The 19,737-nt window shown below is 40.0% G+C and carries 13 protein-coding genes; 3 read left to right on the top strand and 10 right to left on the bottom strand.

Annotation, left to right across the window (positions count from 1 at the left end):
- Positions 1 to 21: 21 nt before the first annotated feature.
- From PR800_RS06165 to metH, 3 genes are all read right to left on the bottom strand, one after another.
- Positions 22 to 1,497, bottom strand: coding sequence for an SEL1-like repeat protein (locus PR800_RS06165; RefSeq protein WP_102140217.1), 1,476 nt, complete (start codon positions 1,495 to 1,497; stop codon positions 22 to 24).
- Between the two features lie 164 nt (positions 1,498 to 1,661).
- Positions 1,662 to 2,252, bottom strand: a complete 591-nt coding sequence (locus PR800_RS06160) for a hypothetical protein (RefSeq protein WP_181490022.1) — start codon at positions 2,250 to 2,252, stop codon at positions 1,662 to 1,664.
- Between the two features lie 69 nt (positions 2,253 to 2,321).
- A complete protein-coding gene (metH, locus tag PR800_RS06155; RefSeq protein ID WP_272530393.1) occupies positions 2,322 to 6,005 on the bottom strand; it encodes a methionine synthase in 3,684 nt (1,227 codons plus the stop codon).
- A gap of 203 nt (positions 6,006 to 6,208) precedes the next feature.
- On the opposite strand from metH, the gene iclR reads away from it, so the two are divergent.
- Positions 6,209 to 7,039 carry a glyoxylate bypass operon transcriptional repressor IclR gene (iclR, locus tag PR800_RS06150; RefSeq protein ID WP_102140214.1) on the top strand — a complete coding sequence of 277 codons (831 nt, stop codon included), beginning with the start codon at positions 6,209 to 6,211 and terminating at the stop codon, positions 7,037 to 7,039.
- A 76-nt stretch (positions 7,040 to 7,115) separates the two neighbouring features.
- Here iclR and PR800_RS06145 read toward each other — a convergent pair whose 3' ends face one another.
- The 3 genes from PR800_RS06145 to PR800_RS06135 all read right to left on the bottom strand — a co-directional run bounded on the left by PR800_RS06145 (position 7,116) and on the right by PR800_RS06135 (position 10,012).
- Positions 7,116 to 8,003 carry an N-acetylmuramoyl-L-alanine amidase gene (locus PR800_RS06145; protein WP_102140213.1) on the bottom strand — a complete coding sequence of 296 codons (888 nt, stop codon included), beginning with the start codon at positions 8,001 to 8,003 and terminating at the stop codon, positions 7,116 to 7,118.
- Positions 8,004 to 8,541: 538 nt separating this feature from the next.
- Positions 8,542 to 8,799, bottom strand: a complete 258-nt coding sequence (locus PR800_RS06140) for a helix-turn-helix domain-containing protein (RefSeq protein ID WP_232368222.1) — start codon at positions 8,797 to 8,799, stop codon at positions 8,542 to 8,544.
- 421 nt (positions 8,800 to 9,220) lie between these two features.
- A complete protein-coding gene (locus PR800_RS06135; protein ID WP_102140212.1) occupies positions 9,221 to 10,012 on the bottom strand; it encodes an N-acetylmuramoyl-L-alanine amidase-like domain-containing protein in 792 nt (263 codons plus the stop codon).
- A gap of 318 nt (positions 10,013 to 10,330) precedes the next feature.
- Here PR800_RS06135 and edd point away from each other — a divergent pair, with 318 nt between their 5' ends.
- Both edd and PR800_RS06125 read left to right on the top strand, forming a co-directional pair.
- Positions 10,331 to 12,175 carry a phosphogluconate dehydratase gene (gene edd, locus PR800_RS06130; protein WP_407072558.1) on the top strand — a complete coding sequence of 615 codons (1,845 nt, stop codon included), beginning with the start codon at positions 10,331 to 10,333 and terminating at the stop codon, positions 12,173 to 12,175.
- A 27-nt stretch (positions 12,176 to 12,202) separates the two neighbouring features.
- Positions 12,203 to 12,844 carry a bifunctional 4-hydroxy-2-oxoglutarate aldolase/2-dehydro-3-deoxy-phosphogluconate aldolase gene (locus PR800_RS06125; RefSeq protein ID WP_102140211.1) on the top strand — a complete coding sequence of 214 codons (642 nt, stop codon included), beginning with the start codon at positions 12,203 to 12,205 and terminating at the stop codon, positions 12,842 to 12,844.
- Positions 12,845 to 12,911: 67 nt separating this feature from the next.
- On the opposite strand, the gene aceK is transcribed toward PR800_RS06125, so the two are convergent.
- The 4 genes from aceK to metA all read right to left on the bottom strand — a co-directional run bounded on the left by aceK (position 12,912) and on the right by metA (position 19,030).
- Positions 12,912 to 14,645: a bifunctional isocitrate dehydrogenase kinase/phosphatase gene (gene aceK, locus PR800_RS06120; RefSeq protein ID WP_166267872.1), complete on the bottom strand. Its 1,734-nt coding sequence runs from the start codon at positions 14,643 to 14,645 to the stop codon at positions 12,912 to 12,914.
- A 127-nt stretch (positions 14,646 to 14,772) separates the two neighbouring features.
- On the bottom strand, positions 14,773 to 16,080 hold the full coding sequence (aceA, locus tag PR800_RS06115) for an isocitrate lyase (RefSeq protein WP_102140209.1): 1,308 nt from the start codon (positions 16,078 to 16,080) through the stop codon (positions 14,773 to 14,775).
- A 56-nt stretch (positions 16,081 to 16,136) separates the two neighbouring features.
- Positions 16,137 to 17,735 (bottom strand): malate synthase A, encoded by a 1,599-nt coding sequence (gene aceB, locus PR800_RS06110; RefSeq protein ID WP_206277035.1) that lies wholly within the window; start codon positions 17,733 to 17,735, stop codon positions 16,137 to 16,139.
- A 365-nt stretch (positions 17,736 to 18,100) separates the two neighbouring features.
- Positions 18,101 to 19,030 carry a homoserine O-acetyltransferase MetA gene (gene metA / locus PR800_RS06105; RefSeq protein ID WP_272530441.1) on the bottom strand — a complete coding sequence of 310 codons (930 nt, stop codon included), beginning with the start codon at positions 19,028 to 19,030 and terminating at the stop codon, positions 18,101 to 18,103.
- Between the last annotated feature and the right edge of the window lie 707 nt (positions 19,031 to 19,737).

Raw genomic sequence — 19,737 nt, 5'->3', positions numbered from 1 at the left:
ATCGCCTTCTATATTATGCAGTTAATCCCCTCCAGCCTGTTTGCTGGGTTGTGTAACATTGCTGGTGTATTGCAGCATCTTGCCCGTCACACCGTTATTCTGTTTTAAAAGCGCCAAGTTCCCTTTTGCAGTTTCATTACCGAGTTCTACCGCTCGTTCAAACCACATTACCGAACGGAAAATATTTTTTTCACCGCCCTCGCCTCGTGCATACATCACCGCAAGGTTATTTTGAGCATCGCTATTCTTTTTAAATGCCGCTTTTTCCAGCAATTGCCGTGCTCTGTGTGTGTTTTTCGCCACACCTGTTCCCGTTAAATAAAAGATAGCTAACTGGTTTTGAGCCTCAATGCTATTTTCTTGAGCAATCAGCAACCAACTCAAAATGTCATTCACATCAACATTTTTCAGCTCTCCAGACACATACAGTTCTGCTAACTTAATTTGAGCCTCTTTACCATCACTGTTGGCAAGTGATATATACCACTCAACAGCCTTTTTGGGGTCTTTTTTAACCCCGCCTAACCCTTTTTCATAGAATTCAGCTACCTTCATTCCTGCATCTTGGGATTCATTTTGTGCAGCACGTTCATACCAGATAAAGGCTTCAGCAAGGTCTTTGCCAACGCCATTGCCTTGTTCATAGGCTTTCGCAATCGCCAATTGAGCCGCAATATTGTTCTGTTGCGCCGCGCGTTTATACCAGTACATTGCTTGGTAGCTATTTTTTTCTATTGCGCTATGGCCTTCTTGATAAAAGTCCCCCATATTTACTTGCGCTGTTGCAGAGCCCATATTGGCGGCTTGGCGATATAAGTAAATCGCCATTTCATCATCCAGTTCTACGCCTTCACCATTTTCATACATCACCGCTAAGTTATTCACTGCGGCTGCAATATTATTGCCCGCACTTCTTTCATACCACTCACGCGCCTTTTGGTAGTCAATACCACCACCTAAACCATCATGGTAAAATAGCCCCATGGCAAACTGTGCGTTAGCGTGTTCTTGCTCTGCGGCTTCTGCATACCATGCTTTCGCTTGCTTTAAATTTTGCTCAACCCCAATACCATGTTCATATAAGTAACCCATCGCATATTGGCAATAAGCATCGCCTTTTTCGGCACCTCGGCGATACCACTTTTCCGCTTGTTGGTATTTTTCCTGATTTTGCAGCAACATCCCTAAATAATAGTCTCCATCCGTATTATCTCGGTCAGCCACTTTTTTAAACCAGCGGTAAGCCTCTTTCTCATTGACCGCTAAAAATTCAGTCCCATCCATATAGGCAAGCCCAACATCTACCATCGCCTCTTCATCACCAGCATTCGCTAGCTTTAATTTGGCTTTGAACTCATCAGGCATAGGCGTACTTTTAGGCTGTGCCTGTAGCGTATCCGGTTTATTTTTCGTCGAAGGCGCTTCAACGATATTGCCAGCTTGCGCAAGGGAAATACCGCTAACATAGAGAACTAACAGAAAAGAACGTAATTTCATCACCATGACCCATTTATTGGCGTTATGTCATTAACATATCATTCCAATAAAAAATTCATAAGGGATGTTGGCTGAAAAAGTAGAATTACAAAGGAATTATTCAGAAAACGGAGGAGACGCCAGTTTCTTGCTGAAACTTTTGTCTCCTTAATAAGCTACAGTTCTTAATTAACGCGGTAACCACCGTGTTTGCTGGCAAATAAATTAAATTTACCCCACTCAATTAGCAGAGCTTCCAATGTGCGATAGCTAATCTTACACAGCTCAGAGATCTGAGAAACCACAAAGTGGTTTTCGCTAACCAGCTCTGGTGAAAAGACTTCGGCAATCCATTCACACTCTTTCGTAGTCACCAGCCAACCATCATTGGTCGAAAATTTATGCACGGGTACCATACCGTCTTTAGGGCTTTCTTGGGATAACAGCTTATTTTCATCGAGTTGGGCTTGATGAAAAGCCGTGATTTCCTCCTCTGAAGGGATAGGTTCCACCGCTAAATTTTCTTCTAAAAACAGATAAATCTCTTCTGCTCTCGCAGGCGTTAGCTCACTTCTTAACCAAATCTGATTAAAACAGTGCTCACCCAGTGAATCATCGGTATCAAGCTTGTCCATGATTTGTAACACACTCATCATGGCACTCACCGCATCTTCACTCATCATAAAGGTTTCAGGCGCCGCGCTGTTTTGGATCTGATAAGGAAAAACTGCCGAGCGTGGCAGTTCTTCTTCAATAATAAATTCATAGCTCATCATTGGACCCCTCTAATGTATTACCTATAAGATGGTGCCGAATACATGAAAAATCAATATATTGATCTTGTTTTAATCTTCAGGATCATAAGCTAAGTTTGGCGCTAACCAACGTTCTAACTCTGTCACTGACATCCCTTTACGTTTTGCATAATCCTCAATTTGGTCTTTTTGTAGCTGAGCTACCGCAAAATATTTACTTTCTGGATGACTAAAATACCAGCCTGACACTGAGGCGCCTGGCCACATCGCATAAGAACTGGTGAGCTGCATACCAATTTTTGCTTCCACATCAAGTAACTGCCAAATTTTTGCCTTTTCTGTATGCTCAGGGCAAGCCGGGTACCCCGGTGCAGGACGGGTTCCTTGGTAATTTTCACGAATAAGCTCTTCATTACTCAAGTTTTCATCAGCCGCATAACCCCAATAACGCATACGGACTTGTTGGTGTAGATATTCAGCAAACGCTTCCGCTAGTCTATCCGCCAGCGCTTTAACCATGATTTTATTATAATCATCATGCTGTTGTTCATATTCATCAGCAAGCGCATCTTCTTCTAAGCCCCCAGTCACAGCGAAAGCCCCAATATAGTCAGCTTTACCGCTATCCTTTGGCGCGACAAAGTCAGATAAACAATAGTTTGGAAATTCCGTTTTTAAGGTTTGTTGGCGTAAATTCAGCCCCATCACTTGCACCTGGTTTCGCGACTCATCGGTATAAATTTCCACATCATCCCCAACCCGGTTTGCAGGGAATAAGCCAAAAATACCTTTTGGTGTTAATAAGCCGTCTTTATCTAGCTTATCTAACATATTATTAGCGTCTTTCAATAGCTTACGAGCTTCAGAACCCACCACTTCATCTTCTAAAATTCGCGGATATTTACCTGCTAAAGACCATGTCATAAAAAATGGCGTCCAGTCTATATAGCCTCTCAAGGTTGAAATAGGTGCTGTGACTTCTTGAATACCAAGGAATTTTGGTACCGGAGGTTGGTAATTTTGCCAATCAATCTTCACGGCATTCGCTCGCGCCACATCCAGTGCTACAGGAGGGGTTTTTGGCCTTCTACGGCCATGTTGCTGACGAACGGTTTCATATTCACGACGAGTGCGCGCCACAAAATCTGCTTTTTGTGTTTCTGATAATAATGCAGCCACCACTCCCACGGTGCGTGAAGCATTTTGCACATAAGTCGTTGGCCCACTATAGTTTTGCTCAATTTTTACAGCGGTATGTGCCTTTGATGTTGTTGCTCCACCTATCAATAATGGCAAGGTAAACCCTTGTCTTTCCATCTCTTTTGCCACATGCACCATTTCATCAAGCGATGGCGTGATCAACCCAGACAAACCAATGATATCAACGTTCTCTTCACGTGCTGTTTTTAGAATAGTTTCACACGGAACCATCACACCTAAGTCAATGATTTCATAGTTATTACATTGCAATACAACCCCAACAATATTTTTACCAATATCATGAACATCGCCTTTTACGGTAGCGAGCAAGATTTTTCCTGCACTACTACCTGATTGCTTAAGCTCTTGAATATAGGGTTCTAAATAGGCTACAGCTTGTTTCATCACCCGAGCAGATTTCACCACTTGAGGTAAGAACATTTTGCCTTCCCCAAATAGGTCACCAACCACATTCATACCGTTCATTAAAGGGCCTTCAATCACTTCGATTGGGCTGGAAGCACGTTGGCGAGTTTCTTCCGTATCTTCAATGATAAATTCGGTAATCCCTTTCACTAGTGCATACTCAAGGCGCTTTTCCACTTCCCAACTACGCCATTCTGCTTGTTGAACTTGTTGCTCTCCAGCCCCTGCTCCACGGTATTTTTCCGCCAGCTCAAGTAAGCGTTCAGTGCTGTCATCACGGCGGTTTAAAATCACATCTTCAACAGCATCTTTTAATTCCGCGGGTAAATCATCATAGATGGCAAGCTGCCCTGCATTAACGATCCCCATATCCATTCCATTACGAATGGCGTAATACAAGAAAACAGCATGAATTGCTTCACGGACAGGGTCGTTCCCTCTAAATGAAAAGGAGACGTTGGAAACCCCACCAGAAATCATCGCATGAGGTAACTGAGCCTTGATATCCTTACAGACTTCAATAAAATCAACTGCATAGTTATTATGCTCTTCGATTCCGGTGGCTACGGCAAAAATATTCGGGTCAAAAATGATATCTTCAGGTGGGAAGCCCACCTCTTCGGTAAGGATCTGATAAGCACGGCGGCAAATTTCAATTTTCCGCTCACGTGTATCTGCTTGGCCAACTTCATCAAATGCCATGACGACCACGGCAGCACCATATTTACGCAATAATTTAGCGTGCTCAATAAACGCCTCAACCCCCTCTTTCATTGAGATTGAGTTAACTATCCCCTTACCTTGTATACACTTAAGCCCCGCCTCGATCACTTCCCATTTTGAGGAGTCAATCATAATCGGCACGCGTGCAATATCTGGCTCGCCAGCAATTAGATTCAAGAAACGTACCATCGCTGCATGGGAGTCCAGCATTCCTTCATCCATATTGATGTCGATGATTTGTGCACCATTTTCAACTTGCTGACGCGCTACATCTAAGGCTTCTTGGTAATTTTCTTCTTTAATCAGCCGCTTAAATTTTGCCGAACCAGTCACGTTGGTTCTTTCCCCAACGTTCACAAATAATGATTTTTCGCCAATATTTAGTGGTTCTAAACCGGATAAGCGGCATTCAACAGGGAGTGACGGTAATTGACGTGGCGTGATGCCTTTTACTGCTTCTGCCATTTTTTTGATATGTAATGGCGTCGTTCCACAACATCCACCAACAATATTCAGGAACCCTGCGGTTGCCCATTCATGAATTTGTTCAGCCATATTTTGTGCATCAAGGTCATACTCTCCAAACGCATTTGGTAGCCCCGCATTAGGGTGCGCGCTAACATAACATTCAGCAATCCTTGATAATTCAGAAATGTACTGACGAAGTTCATCAGGGCCTAATGCACAGTTCAAGCCAAATGATATTGGCTGCGCATGGCGCAACGAGTTATAAAAAGCTTCTGTTGTTTGCCCTGATAATGTACGGCCAGAGGCATCCGTGATCGTACCCGAGATCATAATTGGCAGAGAAACACCCAAAGCTTCCAGTTCGGTTTCTACCGCAAAGATCGCGGCTTTCGCATTCAATGTGTCAAAAATGGTTTCGATCATGATCAGATCCACACCGCCTTTCACTAAGGATCGTGTAGATTCGCGATAAGCTTCAACGAGTTGATCAAAGGTAATATTGCGATAAGCCGGATCATTTACATCAGGAGAAATAGACGCGGTACGGTTTGTCGGGCCTAATACGCCAGCGACATAACGCGGCTTTTCAGGGGTTCTATGTGTCCACTCGTCGGCACACTCACGGGCAAGGCGCGCAGCAACTTCGTTAATTTCAGCGGAAAGCGATTCCATTTTATAATCAGCCATCGCAATGGATGTTGAGTTAAAGGTATTGGTTTCAACAATATCCGCCCCAGCTTCAAAATATTGAGAATGAATATCACGAATGATATCTGGTTGAGTTAAGACTAATAGGTCGTTATTTCCCTTTAGATCACTCGGCCAATCCGCAAATCGTTCACCGCGAAACTGGGCTTCCGACAACTTATGTTGTTGGATCATTGTTCCCATTGCACCATCTAATACCAATATACGTTTTTTTAATTCTTGTTCTAATTGATTAACTTTTGCGGACACTGCACTGCCCTCCTGAAATGGAACACTGAGAAATAAGTCAAATTTTTACTTTTAACATCCTATCACAACTTCTCATGCGAAAATTCGCTGTTATGATGAGAGTTTTTCAAGGTTGCACAAGAGCACACTTTTCACTGATCCGATGAGTATTTTCAGGTGAAATAGTTCATAATAGAAGCAAAATGACAGTCAGGAGAGACTTAATGGCAACGGCACCAATTACTAAGAAACTTAAAAAAGCAAAAGGGCCGGCGAGTGGCGCAGCTGCAGCAGGACAAGTACAGTCATTAAGTCGTGGCTTAACACTGTTGGAATATATTTCCGAATCAACAGGGGGGATCGCCCTCACAGACCTTGCGATGCAAGCTGGCTTACCAAACTCAACAACACACCGCCTATTAATGACATTAGAACAACATGGTTTTGTTCGTCAAACGGGTGATTTAGGCCTATGGGTTATTGCTTCTCATGCTTTTATCATTGGTAGTAGCTTCTTAGAAAGTCGCAATTTATTAGCCCTTGTTCACCCGATACTGCGCCGCTTAATGGATGAATCAGGGGAAACCGTCAACTTAGCGATCCTAGACCATACCGAGTACGATGCCGTTATTGTTGACCAAGTACAATGTAATGCGCTAATGAGAATGTCAGCACCGATCGGTGGAAAACTGCCATTACACGCCTCGGGGGCAGGTAAAGCATTCATTGCTAACTTACCGGAAGATAAACTAATTCCACTTTTAAGCCGTAAAGGTTTACATGCTTATACGCCTTATACATTAACTAACCCATCAGCCTTAAAAGAGAATTTACAACAGGCTAAAAAACAAGGCTTTTCTTATGATGACGAAGAGCATGCTTTAGGGTTACGCTGTATTGGAGCTTGTATTTATGATGAGCACAAAGACGCTTTTGCAGCCATTTCTATTTCAGGCCCATTATCTCGAATCACCGATGACCGCATTACTGAATTAGGCGCCATGGTTATCAAAGCTGCAAAAGAAATAAGCCATGAATATGGCGCAAACCGCTAACCAAACAGTAAAAGTGAAATACGAAACAACTTGTATTTCACTTTGAATCAACCTAATAGAGCATTTTCACTTCCTGCTAGTCGCCTTGCTGATTTGTCGAAACATTAGGCAACTGCGAGGTCTTCTCAAATAACTTAAATTTTTGCATATCACGATACTTTTCAATGAGTGCTAATGCGATAGCCTCTGTTTCAGCGTCCGCTTGTCCTTCAATATCCCGCGGGCGGAAATGCAATTGGAAAGCACGTAATATTTTTTTCGTCTGTGGATCTAACTTACCTGATAACGGAATTGTTGAATAACCATAATAATTAAGCGCTTTTTGAACGCGTAGCACGTTTGCAGGCTCATTGGCATTACGCCCCGCTAGAAATTTAGTCACTGTGTTAGGGTCTGGCCAAGCGCCTATTCCATTTTGAGCAAGACGTTGCCATGGAAATGCCTTACCCGGATCTTGCTTGCGCAGTGGAGCAATATCACTGTGGCCAATAATATTCTCTGGGGGAATGTTATACCGCTGCATAATATCTTTGACGAGAGGGATCAAGGCAACAATTTGCGCTTCATTATAAGGGGCCCAATGCAGTTTTCCTTTTACATCCTTTTGCAATCCTGCATTGACGATTTCAATTCCAATAGAAGTATCATTCAGACCATTATGCTGTCGCCAATAGCTTTCACCTGCATGCCATGATTTTAACGATTCAGGAACGAGCTGTAACACAACAGGCAGACCATTTTTAGTTTCAGGTACACTCGGAACAAGGTAATGGGAACTCACTTTGCCTTGTGTTAGCAGAGTTATAGAATGCGCATCATCAGAGACTGTATAGTGAATAATGATATATTGAATACGTTGACTACTATTTTTTGATGGGTAACGGTTATCAAGATAGTAACCGTTGTTCGAAGCCGAACAGCCTAATAGCAAAAAGGCAAATAATATCCCTATATACTTGAACATCGAACCATAACCTTCATCTATTATTCATTAAGCTTTATTTAAGCATTGTGTCGTCAGCAATACTATCAATTTTCATGCATCAACAGCACTGCGACGCCTTTTATTCATAAGAATATAGATAAGAGACAATAAAATAAATCTTTAAATACATCATGTTAAAACCTTTTTAGCTCATATTAGAAACAAAAAAGGCTTTAATATTTACTAGAACGGTCTCCTTACCTAAAATGGCAGGAAACATTGGAAGAAACAGAGATAAACTCCAGAAAACTTGTCATTATGAACACTAATAAATTCACTTTAAAAATAAAAAAACATGAAATTGATTATTCTTATTTCTATAATTTAATTCCAAATTATTTTCAATTTTAAATACTTACCATAAAATTTATTTTTCTAGCGTTCTGAAAAATTAATCATCTAGTTCCCTATACGTATAAGTGACACCCCATTCTTATACTAAAAACCTTTAAAGAAAATAAATTATTTATAATAATTTCATAAATAGAAAATAAAAAGCATTTTACTTTGGTTACCACTAACTCATTTTTTCATATTCAACCTGCTTAGCAATAATTTTAGTAATTTCATTAATATCGATGTCTAAAAAAATCACAATTTCAATCAGTTTATCTAAACTCAACTTATTAATACCTAACTCATATCGTGATACTTGCTGTTGACTCAAATGAATAATTTCGCCTAACTCATTCCCTGATAATCCTTTACTTACTCTAGCCTTACGTAAATGATTACCTAATAATGCATAAACATTTTTATTTTTAGCGATATGCATAACCATCTCCTAAATTTAAATAAGACAAATAATTTAGCTAGTATTACTCATTATAAAATTAATTATCACCTTTTAAAATAGTTATGAACAATCAAAGATGGCAAGAACAATAGGTAAACATCATCTTTATATACAAAAAAAAGAGACCCCAGTCATATTTACAAAGTAATCCATTGCTTTATAAAAGTTTTTCTCTTTTTGGTATAAAATAATATTTATATATATTTTTTTTGATCAAATCGATATTTTAATATATTTTTACATTTTAAATGTAACTAGCAATGATTAGCAACCAATAAAAACAATTGTATAATTTTCATTATTAAACTATTTTATTGCATGTATTGATTTTATTTTATGTATTGATTTTATACATACATAAACTTGAGTTTACTTATTTTTTATATCAAAAATAAATAGACTAATTATCTGATTTAGGTCTAAAAACAACAATACCAGACTTTCCTTTTAAATAATCACTCAATTCAATATCAATGACCTGAAGATTTCCACGTAGTGAAGAAGCATTTCTAAATATTGTCTTGTTCCCCCTACGTATTACAACCCCCACATGGCTGACATCTAACCCATTATCCTTTGAATAAATACCAATGTAATCCCCTGCATTCAACCTCAACACCAAGTCATCATCTACATATTCTGTTGGAATATAGGTTATTAACCTATTTTTAACCGGCAATCCCGATATATACATCTGATTATGGTTTTTAAAATTAAGTCGTTTATTTACCTTAACTGCATGTGAACTTATTTCATTGGTAATATCGACCACAATCGCTTCAGGCTCTTGTGCCCAATCAGAAAAAAAATGCCGACGATGTTTAAATGTAATATTTTGACTGATATAACGAATATTGATTAAATTTAAAACAAACTGTTCATAGTTTTTAGAACGCTTAAAAGCTTCGGTGTACTCTATAAATGTCATACAGTCCATTTCTTTCAAATTAATGACTAATTCTTCGGCTGATAACGGGCTCATATTCAATGTTTGCTTATTATAAGGCGTCGTTAAAAAACGTTGAGTCATTGCATCAATTTTGTCTGCTTGTGACGCATTATGTAATTGCATTGCTGCTTGCTCATTAAAAACTTCATTTAAGACTTTATATGAGCCCGAAACTAAAATCACTTCAGCCCTTACAAAATTTGCCAATAGCAATATACATGCCGCTATAGCTAGCCTTAACATTCTTGCGCTCTTCTCATTGATACGACCTAACCTTCTGTAATTATCTAATTGAATTTGATGATAAAATAATCAATAAAGCCACTATAGCATGCTTATTTGTCTATTTTCTACCCTGTCCATACCATAATATAAATTTGATTCAGATCACAGATAGCTTCGAATATTCATTTTCCATATTGCAACGCCTCCATTTTCATTGAACAATGTTACCGGTAACATTGATGCTATAGTACTCGAGCAAATAACGATAGGTACACCCCAAATTGACTTGCAGTTTGATTCACCATTTTACTGCGCTATGGAGCAATTATCATGAGCATGACCACCTCTAAAGTGACAAATCCTTCGGTGATCAATAAAGAACTTGATCGCATCACTCAACGTATCATTTCTCGTTCCGTGAAAACTCGAGCCGCTTACCTCAAGAAAATAGAGCAGGCTCGTAGTATGACTGTTCATCGAGCATCATTAGCTTGTGGTAACCTTGCCCATGGTTTTGCAGCCTGTCAAAGCGAAGAAAAACAAATTCTTAAAAGCATGACTCGCTCTGATATTGCTATCATCAATTCCTACAATGATATGCTTTCAGCACATCGTCCATACGATAAGTATCCAGAACAACTCAAAAAAGCATTATTAGAATCCGGCTCGATTGGCCAAGTCGCTGCAGGTGTTCCCGCAATGTGCGATGGTGTAACCCAAGGTCAAGATGGGATGGAGTTATCGATGTTAAGTCGAGATGTCATTGCCATGTCAACCGCCATTGGTCTATCCCACAATATGTTTGATGGCGCACTCTATTTAGGCATTTGCGACAAAATTGTTCCTGGTTTAATGCTTGGTGCACTTTCATTCGGCCACCTTCCCGCAATATTTGTTCCAGCAGGCCCAATGGCTACGGGTTTACCAAATAAAGAAAAAGTTCGCATTCGCCAGCTGTATGCTGAAGGCAAGGTTGATAGACTCGCTTTATTAGAGGCTGAGGCTGCGTCTTACCATGGGATAGGTACCTGTACTTTCTATGGTACGGCTAACTCAAATCAAATGATGATGGAAGTGATGGGGTTACATCTACCCGGTGCGTCATTTGTACCGCCCGATTCTCCACTACGAGATGCATTAACAGAAGCCGCCGCACGACAAATTACACGTTTAACTGAGCAGTCAGGCCAGTATTTACCTATTGGTCAACTGGTTGACGAAAAAGTGATTGTTAACGGTATCGTCGCATTACTCGCGACGGGAGGCTCAACTAACTTAACCATGCATCTTGTGGCTATAGCAAGAGCCGCAGGGATCATTATCAATTGGGATGATTTTTCTGATATTTCTGCCATTGTTCCACTCATTTGCCGTATCTATCCTAATGGCCAAGCAGATATCAACCAATTCCAAGCTGCGGGTGGTGTAGCTTTACTTATCCGCCAGCTATTACAAAAAGGTTTATTGCACAACGATGTCCATACCGTCGCAGGATTTGGTCTAACAAATTACACCTTGGAGCCTTGGTTAAACAATGGCCAACTTGCATGGCGAGAAGGACCAGAGTCCTCATTCAATCTGGATGTTATTGCTGATATAGACCGCCCTTTCTCTCCTCATGGAGGCACAAAATTACTGTCTGGTAATTTAGGACGCGCAGTGATGAAAACATCAGCTGTTCCTGAAGAAAATCAAATTATTGAGGCTCCAGCAGTCGTATTTAACAATCAAAATGAGATTGCCGCACACTTTGAAGCAGGTGAACTCAATAAAGATTGTATCATCGTTGTCCGCTTCCAAGGGCCATCTGCAAATGGCATGCCTGAACTTCATAAGCTAATGCCGCCTCTTGGTGTACTTATGGATAAAGGCTACAAAGTCGCACTCGTTACTGATGGCCGCTTATCTGGAGCGTCTGGCAAAGTACCCTCCGCAATTCATGTCACGCCTGAAGCTTACAATGGTGGACTGTTAGCAAAAGTAAAAAATGGCGATATTATTAGGGTAAATGCATTGACCGGAGAACTACAATTACTGGTTGAAGAAGAAGAACTCAATAAACGCCAACCCTTTGAGGCTGATTTAACTGCTGAGCGTAGTGGTTGTGGAAGGGAACTTTTCGGTGCATTAAGAAGACACTTATCAGGTGCCGAAGAAGGCGCTTGTAGCATTGATTTTTAATCTATTTTCATTGAATAGGAATAGAAAATGAATAATTGGAAAATGACCGCTGAAAGCGTATTAAAACAAGGCCCTGTCGTCCCTGTTATTGTTATTAAAAAATTAGAACAAGCGGTTCCTCTTGCAAAAGCATTAGTCAAAGGTGGTGTTAACGTTTTAGAAGTCACTTTACGCACTGAATGTGCTATTGATGCTATTCGCCTCATTGCGAAAGAAGTACCTGAAGCGATTATTGGCGCAGGCACTGTTATCAATGCAAAACAACTTGCTGAAGTCACTGAAGCTGGAGCACAATTTGCAATCAGCCCCGGCTTGACGGATGAATTGCTCAATGCCGCCACTAAAGGAAATATTCCTTTAATTCCAGGTATTTCAACCGTTTCTGAACTTATGCTTGGTATGCAATATGGCTTGAAAGCGTTTAAATTTTTTCCAGCAGAAGCCAACGGTGGGGTTAAAGCGTTAAAAGCCATTGCCGGCCCTTTCTCACAAGTCAAATTTTGTCCAACGGGTGGAATATCGCTAGCTAATTACCTTAGCTATTTAGAATTAGATAGTGTTCTGTGCATTGGTGGTTCTTGGCTCGTTCCTGAAGAAGCACTGAATTCAGGTAATTACGAAAAAATTACCCAACTTGCACAAGAGGCTGTACAAGGCGCCAAAAGATAGTGCCCCGAAAAACGGCTCAGTCACTTGCTGGGTCGTTTTTGACCCTCTTTAATTAATACGATTAAAATTATGCAACCTCATTGAGTTTATGACAAAAACGTAATTCCTCACGATAAGCATAAACATCTTCTACGTGCCCCGCCAAAATCCTATTTTGTAACTTTTGCCAATAATCTGCGGAAAATAAATCTGCATGATATTGTTGCAAGTAATGACGAATTTTCTCATTTTGGCAAATAAAAGAAGCAAACTCTTCAGGAAAAACATCTTGCTCACCAATGCTATACCATGGCTCACTCGATAACTCTTGCTCAGGGTATAATGGCTCAGGAATTTTACGAAAATTCACCTCTGTCATATAACAGATTTCATCATAATCATAAAAGACAACACGGCCATGACGCGTTACGCCAAAATTTTTAAACAACATATCTCCGGGGAAAATATTTGCAGCCGCTAATTGCTTAATCGCCAAACCATATTCATTCAATGAATGATGTAATTGCGCATCAGTGGCATTATCCATATAGATATTCAATGGGATCATCTTTCTTTCCATATACAGATGACGAATCAATATGTTATCGCCTAAATCTTCAATTTGAGATGGAGCTTCTTTCAATAACTCCGTCATTAGTTCATCGCTGATAGCAGATTTGCTAATCACAAAATTTTCAAACTCTTGGGTGTCAGCCATGCGACCAACTCTATCGTGCTCTTTAACCAAACGATAGCATTCTAAAACCCGTTCTCGTGTCACCTGTTTTTGTGGGGCAAATTGGTCCTTAATAATTTTAAAAACACGGTCGAACGAAGGCGATGTAAAGACTAACATCACCATTCCTTTCACGCCTGGAGCGACGGTAAATTGCTCTCGTGAAAAATTAATATAGGCGAGATACTCTCTGTAATACTCTGTTTTTCCATGTTTTTGACAGCCAATTGCCATATATAATTCAGCAATTGACTTGCTGGGTAAAATCTCCCTCAACCAAAAAACCAGAGCTGCTGGAAAAGGGGCATACACCATAAAATAGGACCGAGCAAAACCAAACACAATACTGGCTTCATCAAACTCAGTTAAACAGGTATCGATATAAATGTACTGACAATCATCATGATGAATAGGGAGTAAGAATGGATAAACCTCATCATTAATATAAATTTTACCGACCAACCAAGCTGCCTTATTACGATAAAATAGCTCATTTGCGATATGGAAGCTGACTTTTTGGTTTTCAATATCGGGAAATCTGATTTCCAATACATTGATAATACAATGAATATCGAAATCCAGATTCCGCCACTTTAGCCTTAGTGGTAATCCACTTAACATTGTAAACAATAATCCCTCTAAATTATTATTAACAACATATTCGCGAGATAACGGCCTAGGCGAAATAGAAAAGCGCCTCGCAGGCTGAGACGTAAAAATAAATAGGTTATCTTGTGTCAGCTCCCGATGCTGAAATAGCCGACAATAAACGGAATTAAAAAAGCTTTCTGCTATTTCAAACCTTGGGTAATCCGGTAATAAGGTTTTATAAATATTTTTTATTTGTGCCAATTTATCAGGGGTTAAAGATTGCACTAACCCCATAAACTGTAGCTGAGCGACAACTAAGCCAACATGATGGTCATACAATTGAATTCGTCTTTTCATCGCATGCTGAATGGCATGCCAATCTGCCTGTTCAAACCTTTCTTGTGCGCCTGAGGTTATTTCAAGGAAGCGGCCATATTGCGCATCAAAACCCTGTAAAATGGTTTGCGCTATTATCTGTTCTGTCGTCAATATCATAACCACTCCTATAAGAATACAGACTCACTTTGAATAAAAAACAGGCACTAAACGTGCCTGAAAAATTAACAGATATAGCTAACCAATAAAGACACCAGAAACACCGATTGAAAGGAAAATAATCTAACTAGAATTGCTCTTCTTCAGTTGAACCAGTTAAAGCCGTTACTGATGAAGCCCCACCTTGAATAACGGTTGTCACTTTATCAAAATAGCCGGTTCCTACCTCTTGCTGATGTGAAGAGAAGGTATAGCCTTTATTCATTGCAGCAAACTCACATTCTTGAACTTTTTCAACATAATGTTTCATGCCCTCACCTTGTGCATAAGAGTGAGCCAAATCAAACATGTTGAACCACATGCTGTGAATACCTGCTAACGTAATGAATTGGAAGCGATAACCCATTGCTGAAAGTTCGTCTTGGAAACGCGCGATCGTGCTGTCATCTAAATTCTTTTTCCAATTGAAAGATGGAGAACAGTTATAAGCCAATAGCTTACCTGGATATTTAGCATGAATAGCCTCAGCGAACTGTCTTGCTGCTTCAAGGTCAGGTTTTGACGTTTCGCACCAAACAAGATCTGCATATGGTGCATAAGCGAGCCCGCGGCTAATCGCTTGCTCAATTCCTGCTTTAGTACGGAAAAAACCTTCAGAGGTGCGTTCCCCAGTAACAAATGCCGCATCATAATCATCGCAGTCAGATGTTAAAAGGTCTGCAGCATCGGCATCCGTTCTAGCAACCAAAATAGTTGGTACACCTGAAACATCCGCCGCTAAACGAGCTGCAACCAGTTTTTGAATCGCTTCTTGAGTAGGAACAAGAACTTTCCCACCCATATGACCGCATTTTTTAACCGCGGCTAATTGGTCTTCAAAATGGACAGCTGCGGCCCCCGCTTCTATCATATTTTTCATGAGTTCGAAGGCATTTAATACACCACCAAAACCCGCCTCCGCATCTGCGACAATAGGTAAAAAATAATCAATATACTCTTTGTTGTCAGGGCCAATACCATTCGCCCACTGAATTTGGTCTGCACGACGAAATGTATTATTAATTTTCTTAACTACTGATGGCACTGAATCAACAGGGTAAAGTGATTGGTCTGGATACATACTCGATGACGTATTTGCATCCGCAGCAACCTGCCAACCTGATAAATAAATAGCTTCAATACCTGCTTTCGCTTGTTGTAGCGCTTGCCCACCCGTTAAAGCGCCCAGTGCATTTACATAGCCTTTCTTTGAACCACCATGTAACTGATCCCAAAAACGCTCTGCACCTTTGCGCGCTAAAGAGTGTTCAATATTCACAGAACCACGTAATTTCACCACTTCTTCGGCTGTATATGGGCGAGTAATGCCTTTCCAACGTGGTTTTTTCCACTCATTTTCTAATTCGGCAATTTGTTCTAAGCGCGATGTTGTCATGATCCACTTCCTTTATAAGAATATGTAGGGTTTATCGAATTTTTTATTTACTATGCTTAATCTAATAATTGGTATCCGGGGATAGTTAGGAATTCTATAAGTTCATCCTGTGTTGTAATGCGCCTCATCAGTTCTGCAGCCTCACGAAAACGACCGCTTTGAAAACGCTTATCACCAAGTTCTTTTTGAATAACTTGTAATTCCTCATCCAGCATTTCTTCAAATAAAGCCTTAGTGACTTTCTCACCGGTGGACAATGTTTTACCGTGACGGATCCACTGCCAAATTGAAGTCCGTGAAATTTCTGCTGTCGCAGCATCTTCCATCAAACCATAGATGGGTACACAGCCATTCCCTGAGATCCATGCTTCAATGTATTGAACCGCAACACGAATATTAGCTCGCATGCCTGCTTCTGTTCGCTCACCGGCACAAGGCTCTAATAGCTGGTCAGCCGAGATTTCTTCATCGAAATCACGGGATACATGTAGCTGGTTTTGCTGCCCACCAAGAGCTTGATTAAACACGCTCATAACGGTATCCGCTAAGCCCGGATGTGCAATCCAAGAGCCATCGTGCCCATTTTTCGCTTCTAACTCTTTGTCTGCTTTTACTTTCGCTAAAATAGTTTCATTTTCTTGAGGATCTTTACTCGGTATAAAAGCAGACATTCCCCCCATCGCAAATGCACCACGGCGATGACACGTTTTAATTAATAAGCGCGAATAAGCACTTAAAAATGATTGTGTCATTGTGACAACTTGGCGGTCTGGCAAGACGCGATCTGCGTGCTCCTTCAGAGTTTTGATATAACTAAATATGTAGTCCCAGCGCCCGCAATTCAGCCCCACGATATGGTGGCGCATGTGGTACAAGATTTCATCCATTTGGAATACTGCGGGTAATGTTTCAATCAGTACGGTTGCTTTGATCGTGCCCCGAGGTATCCCCACCAAATCTTCAGCCATACTAAAGACATCGCTCCACCATTTTGCTTCCTCCCAAGATTCAAGTTTTGGGATGTAAAAATAAGGGCCACTCCCTTTTTTTAATAACGCTTGATAGTTATTAAAGAAGTAAATAGCGAAATCAAATAGGCCACCAGGGATCGGCTTCTCTCCTGATAAAACGTGTTTTTCATCTAAATGAAGGCCACGAACACGAGCAATCAAAACAGCAGGATTAGATTTTAATTGGTAGACCTTTCCACTTTCATTGGTATAAGAAATATCACCACGAATCGCATCCCCTAAGTTGACTTGACCATCGATCAATTTTTCCCATGAAGGAGACAGAGAATCCTCAAAATCCGCCATAAATACTTTCACATTAGCATTCAAAGCATTAATCACCATTTTACGCTCGACCGGACCAGTAATTTCGACACGGCGATCTTGCAAATCTGCTGGGATACTTTGAATCTTCCAATTCGATTTTTTTATGGAATCAAATTCCGAAATAAAATTAGGCAAAGAGCCAGCATCGATCTTTTGCTGTCTGAGCACCCTATCTTTTAATAATCTCTCTCTACGAGGAAGAAACTCTTCAACTAACTTAGAAAGAAATACAATAGAATCAATAGATAAAACTTGATTTTCTAGCTGTTCAATATTCTTTGTGAATGTTAATTCCGATACAGGTAGTTGCTGCTCCATCGACCAATCCCTCATTCATCGTTGACTATGAATTAAGCATAAGATCAAAACAAAAATAAATCAAAAACGATTTCCATTTGATTAAAATAAACATGTAACTTATTAATAATAATATATTTTTAAAGAATTAATGAATTGACCATCCATTCCTTTACTTTAAATAAAATGTTAAATAGTCGTTAAATCAACTAATTATAGAAAGCTGTACTTTTGAAATTTTTCGTTGGAAATAAAAAAAGCAGCTAATAAATAGCTGCTTTCAGACTAACTGTGACACCTGTTTCTACGATATAAGCCTAATTTAAACTGGTATAACCAGTGAAAACACTTATTTTATTGTCATTACTAAATTTATATTTCTTTTTTTAATCTAGTGTTGGTTCCATATTAGTAAGATCAAAAGGTGTGATCTGATACACATAATAATTCAACCAATTTGAAAACAACAAGTGACCATGGCTACGCCAACTCACCATTGGGGGATTATTGGGATCATCATTTTTGAAGTAATTGCATGGGATCTGAGGCGAAATTCCAGCATCTAGGTCACGCCAATATTCTTGTGCAAGCGTATCTCCATCATATTCTGGATGGCCTGTCACAAATGCTAAGCGCTTGTCTTTTGACCCAAATAAATAAGCACCTGCCTCCTGTGAACTTGCTAAAATATCCAGATCCGTATGCTGACGGATAAGATCTTCAGGAAAATCGGCATAACGAGAGTGAGGCGCATAAAATGATCCATCAAACCCTCTTGTCAGCAAAGCATATGGCTCTAATGTATCATGCTGGTAAATACCAGATAATTTTTCTTCTCTAGTCCATTTTGGTAAGTCATACAGCACCTTTAAAGCGGCTTGTACAGCCCAACAAACAAAAAGGGTTGATGTTACATGTTGCTTTGCCCAAGCTATCACCTTTTCTATTTGCTGCCAGTATAGTACGTCATCAAACTCAACCAGTCCTAGCGGAGCACCCGTTACAATTAAGCCATCAAAATTCTGATCCTGTATGTCTTCAAAATCACAATAAAAGGTATTCAAGTGCTCTGTCGGAGTATTTTTTGACTCTCGTTGATCAATTCGTAATAGTTGAATATCAACCTGTAATGGTGTGTTTGACAGTAAACGAAGAAACTGATTTTCAGTTTCTATCTTTTTCGGCATCAAATTGAGTATCAACACTTTCAAGGGGCGGATCTCTTGATGACTAGCTCTTGTTGTTGTCATAACAAAAACATTTTCTTCTTTCAAGAAATTAACTGCCGGTAGTTCATCTGGTAAACGAATAGGCATCATTCATCCCCCTTTTTCCGTTTATACGTTTAGACTTCTAGAATGCTAAATAATCTAACTAATGTTATTCGTCTTGTCGAGTGTTTCAAGGTTAAATGAAATAATTTCAAGCACTAGAACTTATTACTTATTCTCAATGAGTATATCCAACAATCAACTCATTGATTTCCCATATTTTATATTGAGAGTTACTCATTTTTATTATCTACAAATAATAAGAAGGCTTTTACATAATTTATACTCAATAATTAGCTTTAAAATCTATCTCTACATTATCCCAATTATTTCAATTCATTCTGTAGTGCCAGTAAGTTGTTACTCACTACTTTGCGTTTAAAATATCCATCTGTCACGCCAATATAACCGCTTTTCTTCCATTGCTCCTCCTAGCTCCCATCACCCCACCACCATCACCAGTAACCACGGTCCCACCTCAACAAGTGAGTTGTTACTTACTACTTTGTATCTAAAACATCCATTCATCGCGCCAATACAACCGCTTTTCTTCCATTGCTCCTCCTAGCTCCCGTCACCCCACGACCATCACCGGCAGTCACAGTCCCACCTCAACAAGTGAGTTGTTACTTACTACTTTGTATCTAAAACATCCATTCATCACGCCAATACAAACGCTTTTCTTCCATTGCTCCTCCTAGCTCCCGTCAACCCATCACCATCACCGGCAGTCACCGCCCCCTTCAACATGT

Origin of the sequence: Providencia sp. PROV205 (assembly GCF_028479505.1) — a bacterium.
GTDB classification, from domain to species: domain Bacteria; phylum Pseudomonadota; class Gammaproteobacteria; order Enterobacterales; family Enterobacteriaceae; genus Providencia; species Providencia huaxiensis.
This window is presented reverse-complemented; position numbering and strand designations above follow the sequence as displayed.

Coding starts and splice junctions, on each gene's coding strand:
- edd (WP_407072558.1), top strand. CDS start 10,331: ATGACCACCTCTAAAGTGACAAATCCTTCGGTGATCAATAAAGAACTT.
- metA (WP_272530441.1), bottom strand. CDS start 19,030: ATGCCTATTCGTTTACCAGATGAACTACCGGCAGTTAATTTCTTGAAA.
- PR800_RS06165 (WP_102140217.1), bottom strand. CDS start 1,497: ATGAAATTACGTTCTTTTCTGTTAGTTCTCTATGTTAGCGGTATTTCC.
- aceB (WP_206277035.1), bottom strand. CDS start 17,735: ATGGAGCAGCAACTACCTGTATCGGAATTAACATTCACAAAGAATATT.
- aceK (WP_166267872.1), bottom strand. CDS start 14,645: ATGATATTGACGACAGAACAGATAATAGCGCAAACCATTTTACAGGGT.
- aceA (WP_102140209.1), bottom strand. CDS start 16,080: ATGACAACATCGCGCTTAGAACAAATTGCCGAATTAGAAAATGAGTGG.
- PR800_RS06160 (WP_181490022.1), bottom strand. CDS start 2,252: ATGATGAGCTATGAATTTATTATTGAAGAAGAACTGCCACGCTCGGCA.
- PR800_RS06135 (WP_102140212.1), bottom strand. CDS start 10,012: ATGTTAAGGCTAGCTATAGCGGCATGTATATTGCTATTGGCAAATTTT.
- PR800_RS06145 (WP_102140213.1), bottom strand. CDS start 8,003: ATGTTCAAGTATATAGGGATATTATTTGCCTTTTTGCTATTAGGCTGT.
- PR800_RS06140 (WP_232368222.1), bottom strand. CDS start 8,799: ATGCATATCGCTAAAAATAAAAATGTTTATGCATTATTAGGTAATCAT.
- iclR (WP_102140214.1), top strand. CDS start 6,209: ATGGCAACGGCACCAATTACTAAGAAACTTAAAAAAGCAAAAGGGCCG.
- PR800_RS06125 (WP_102140211.1), top strand. CDS start 12,203: ATGAATAATTGGAAAATGACCGCTGAAAGCGTATTAAAACAAGGCCCT.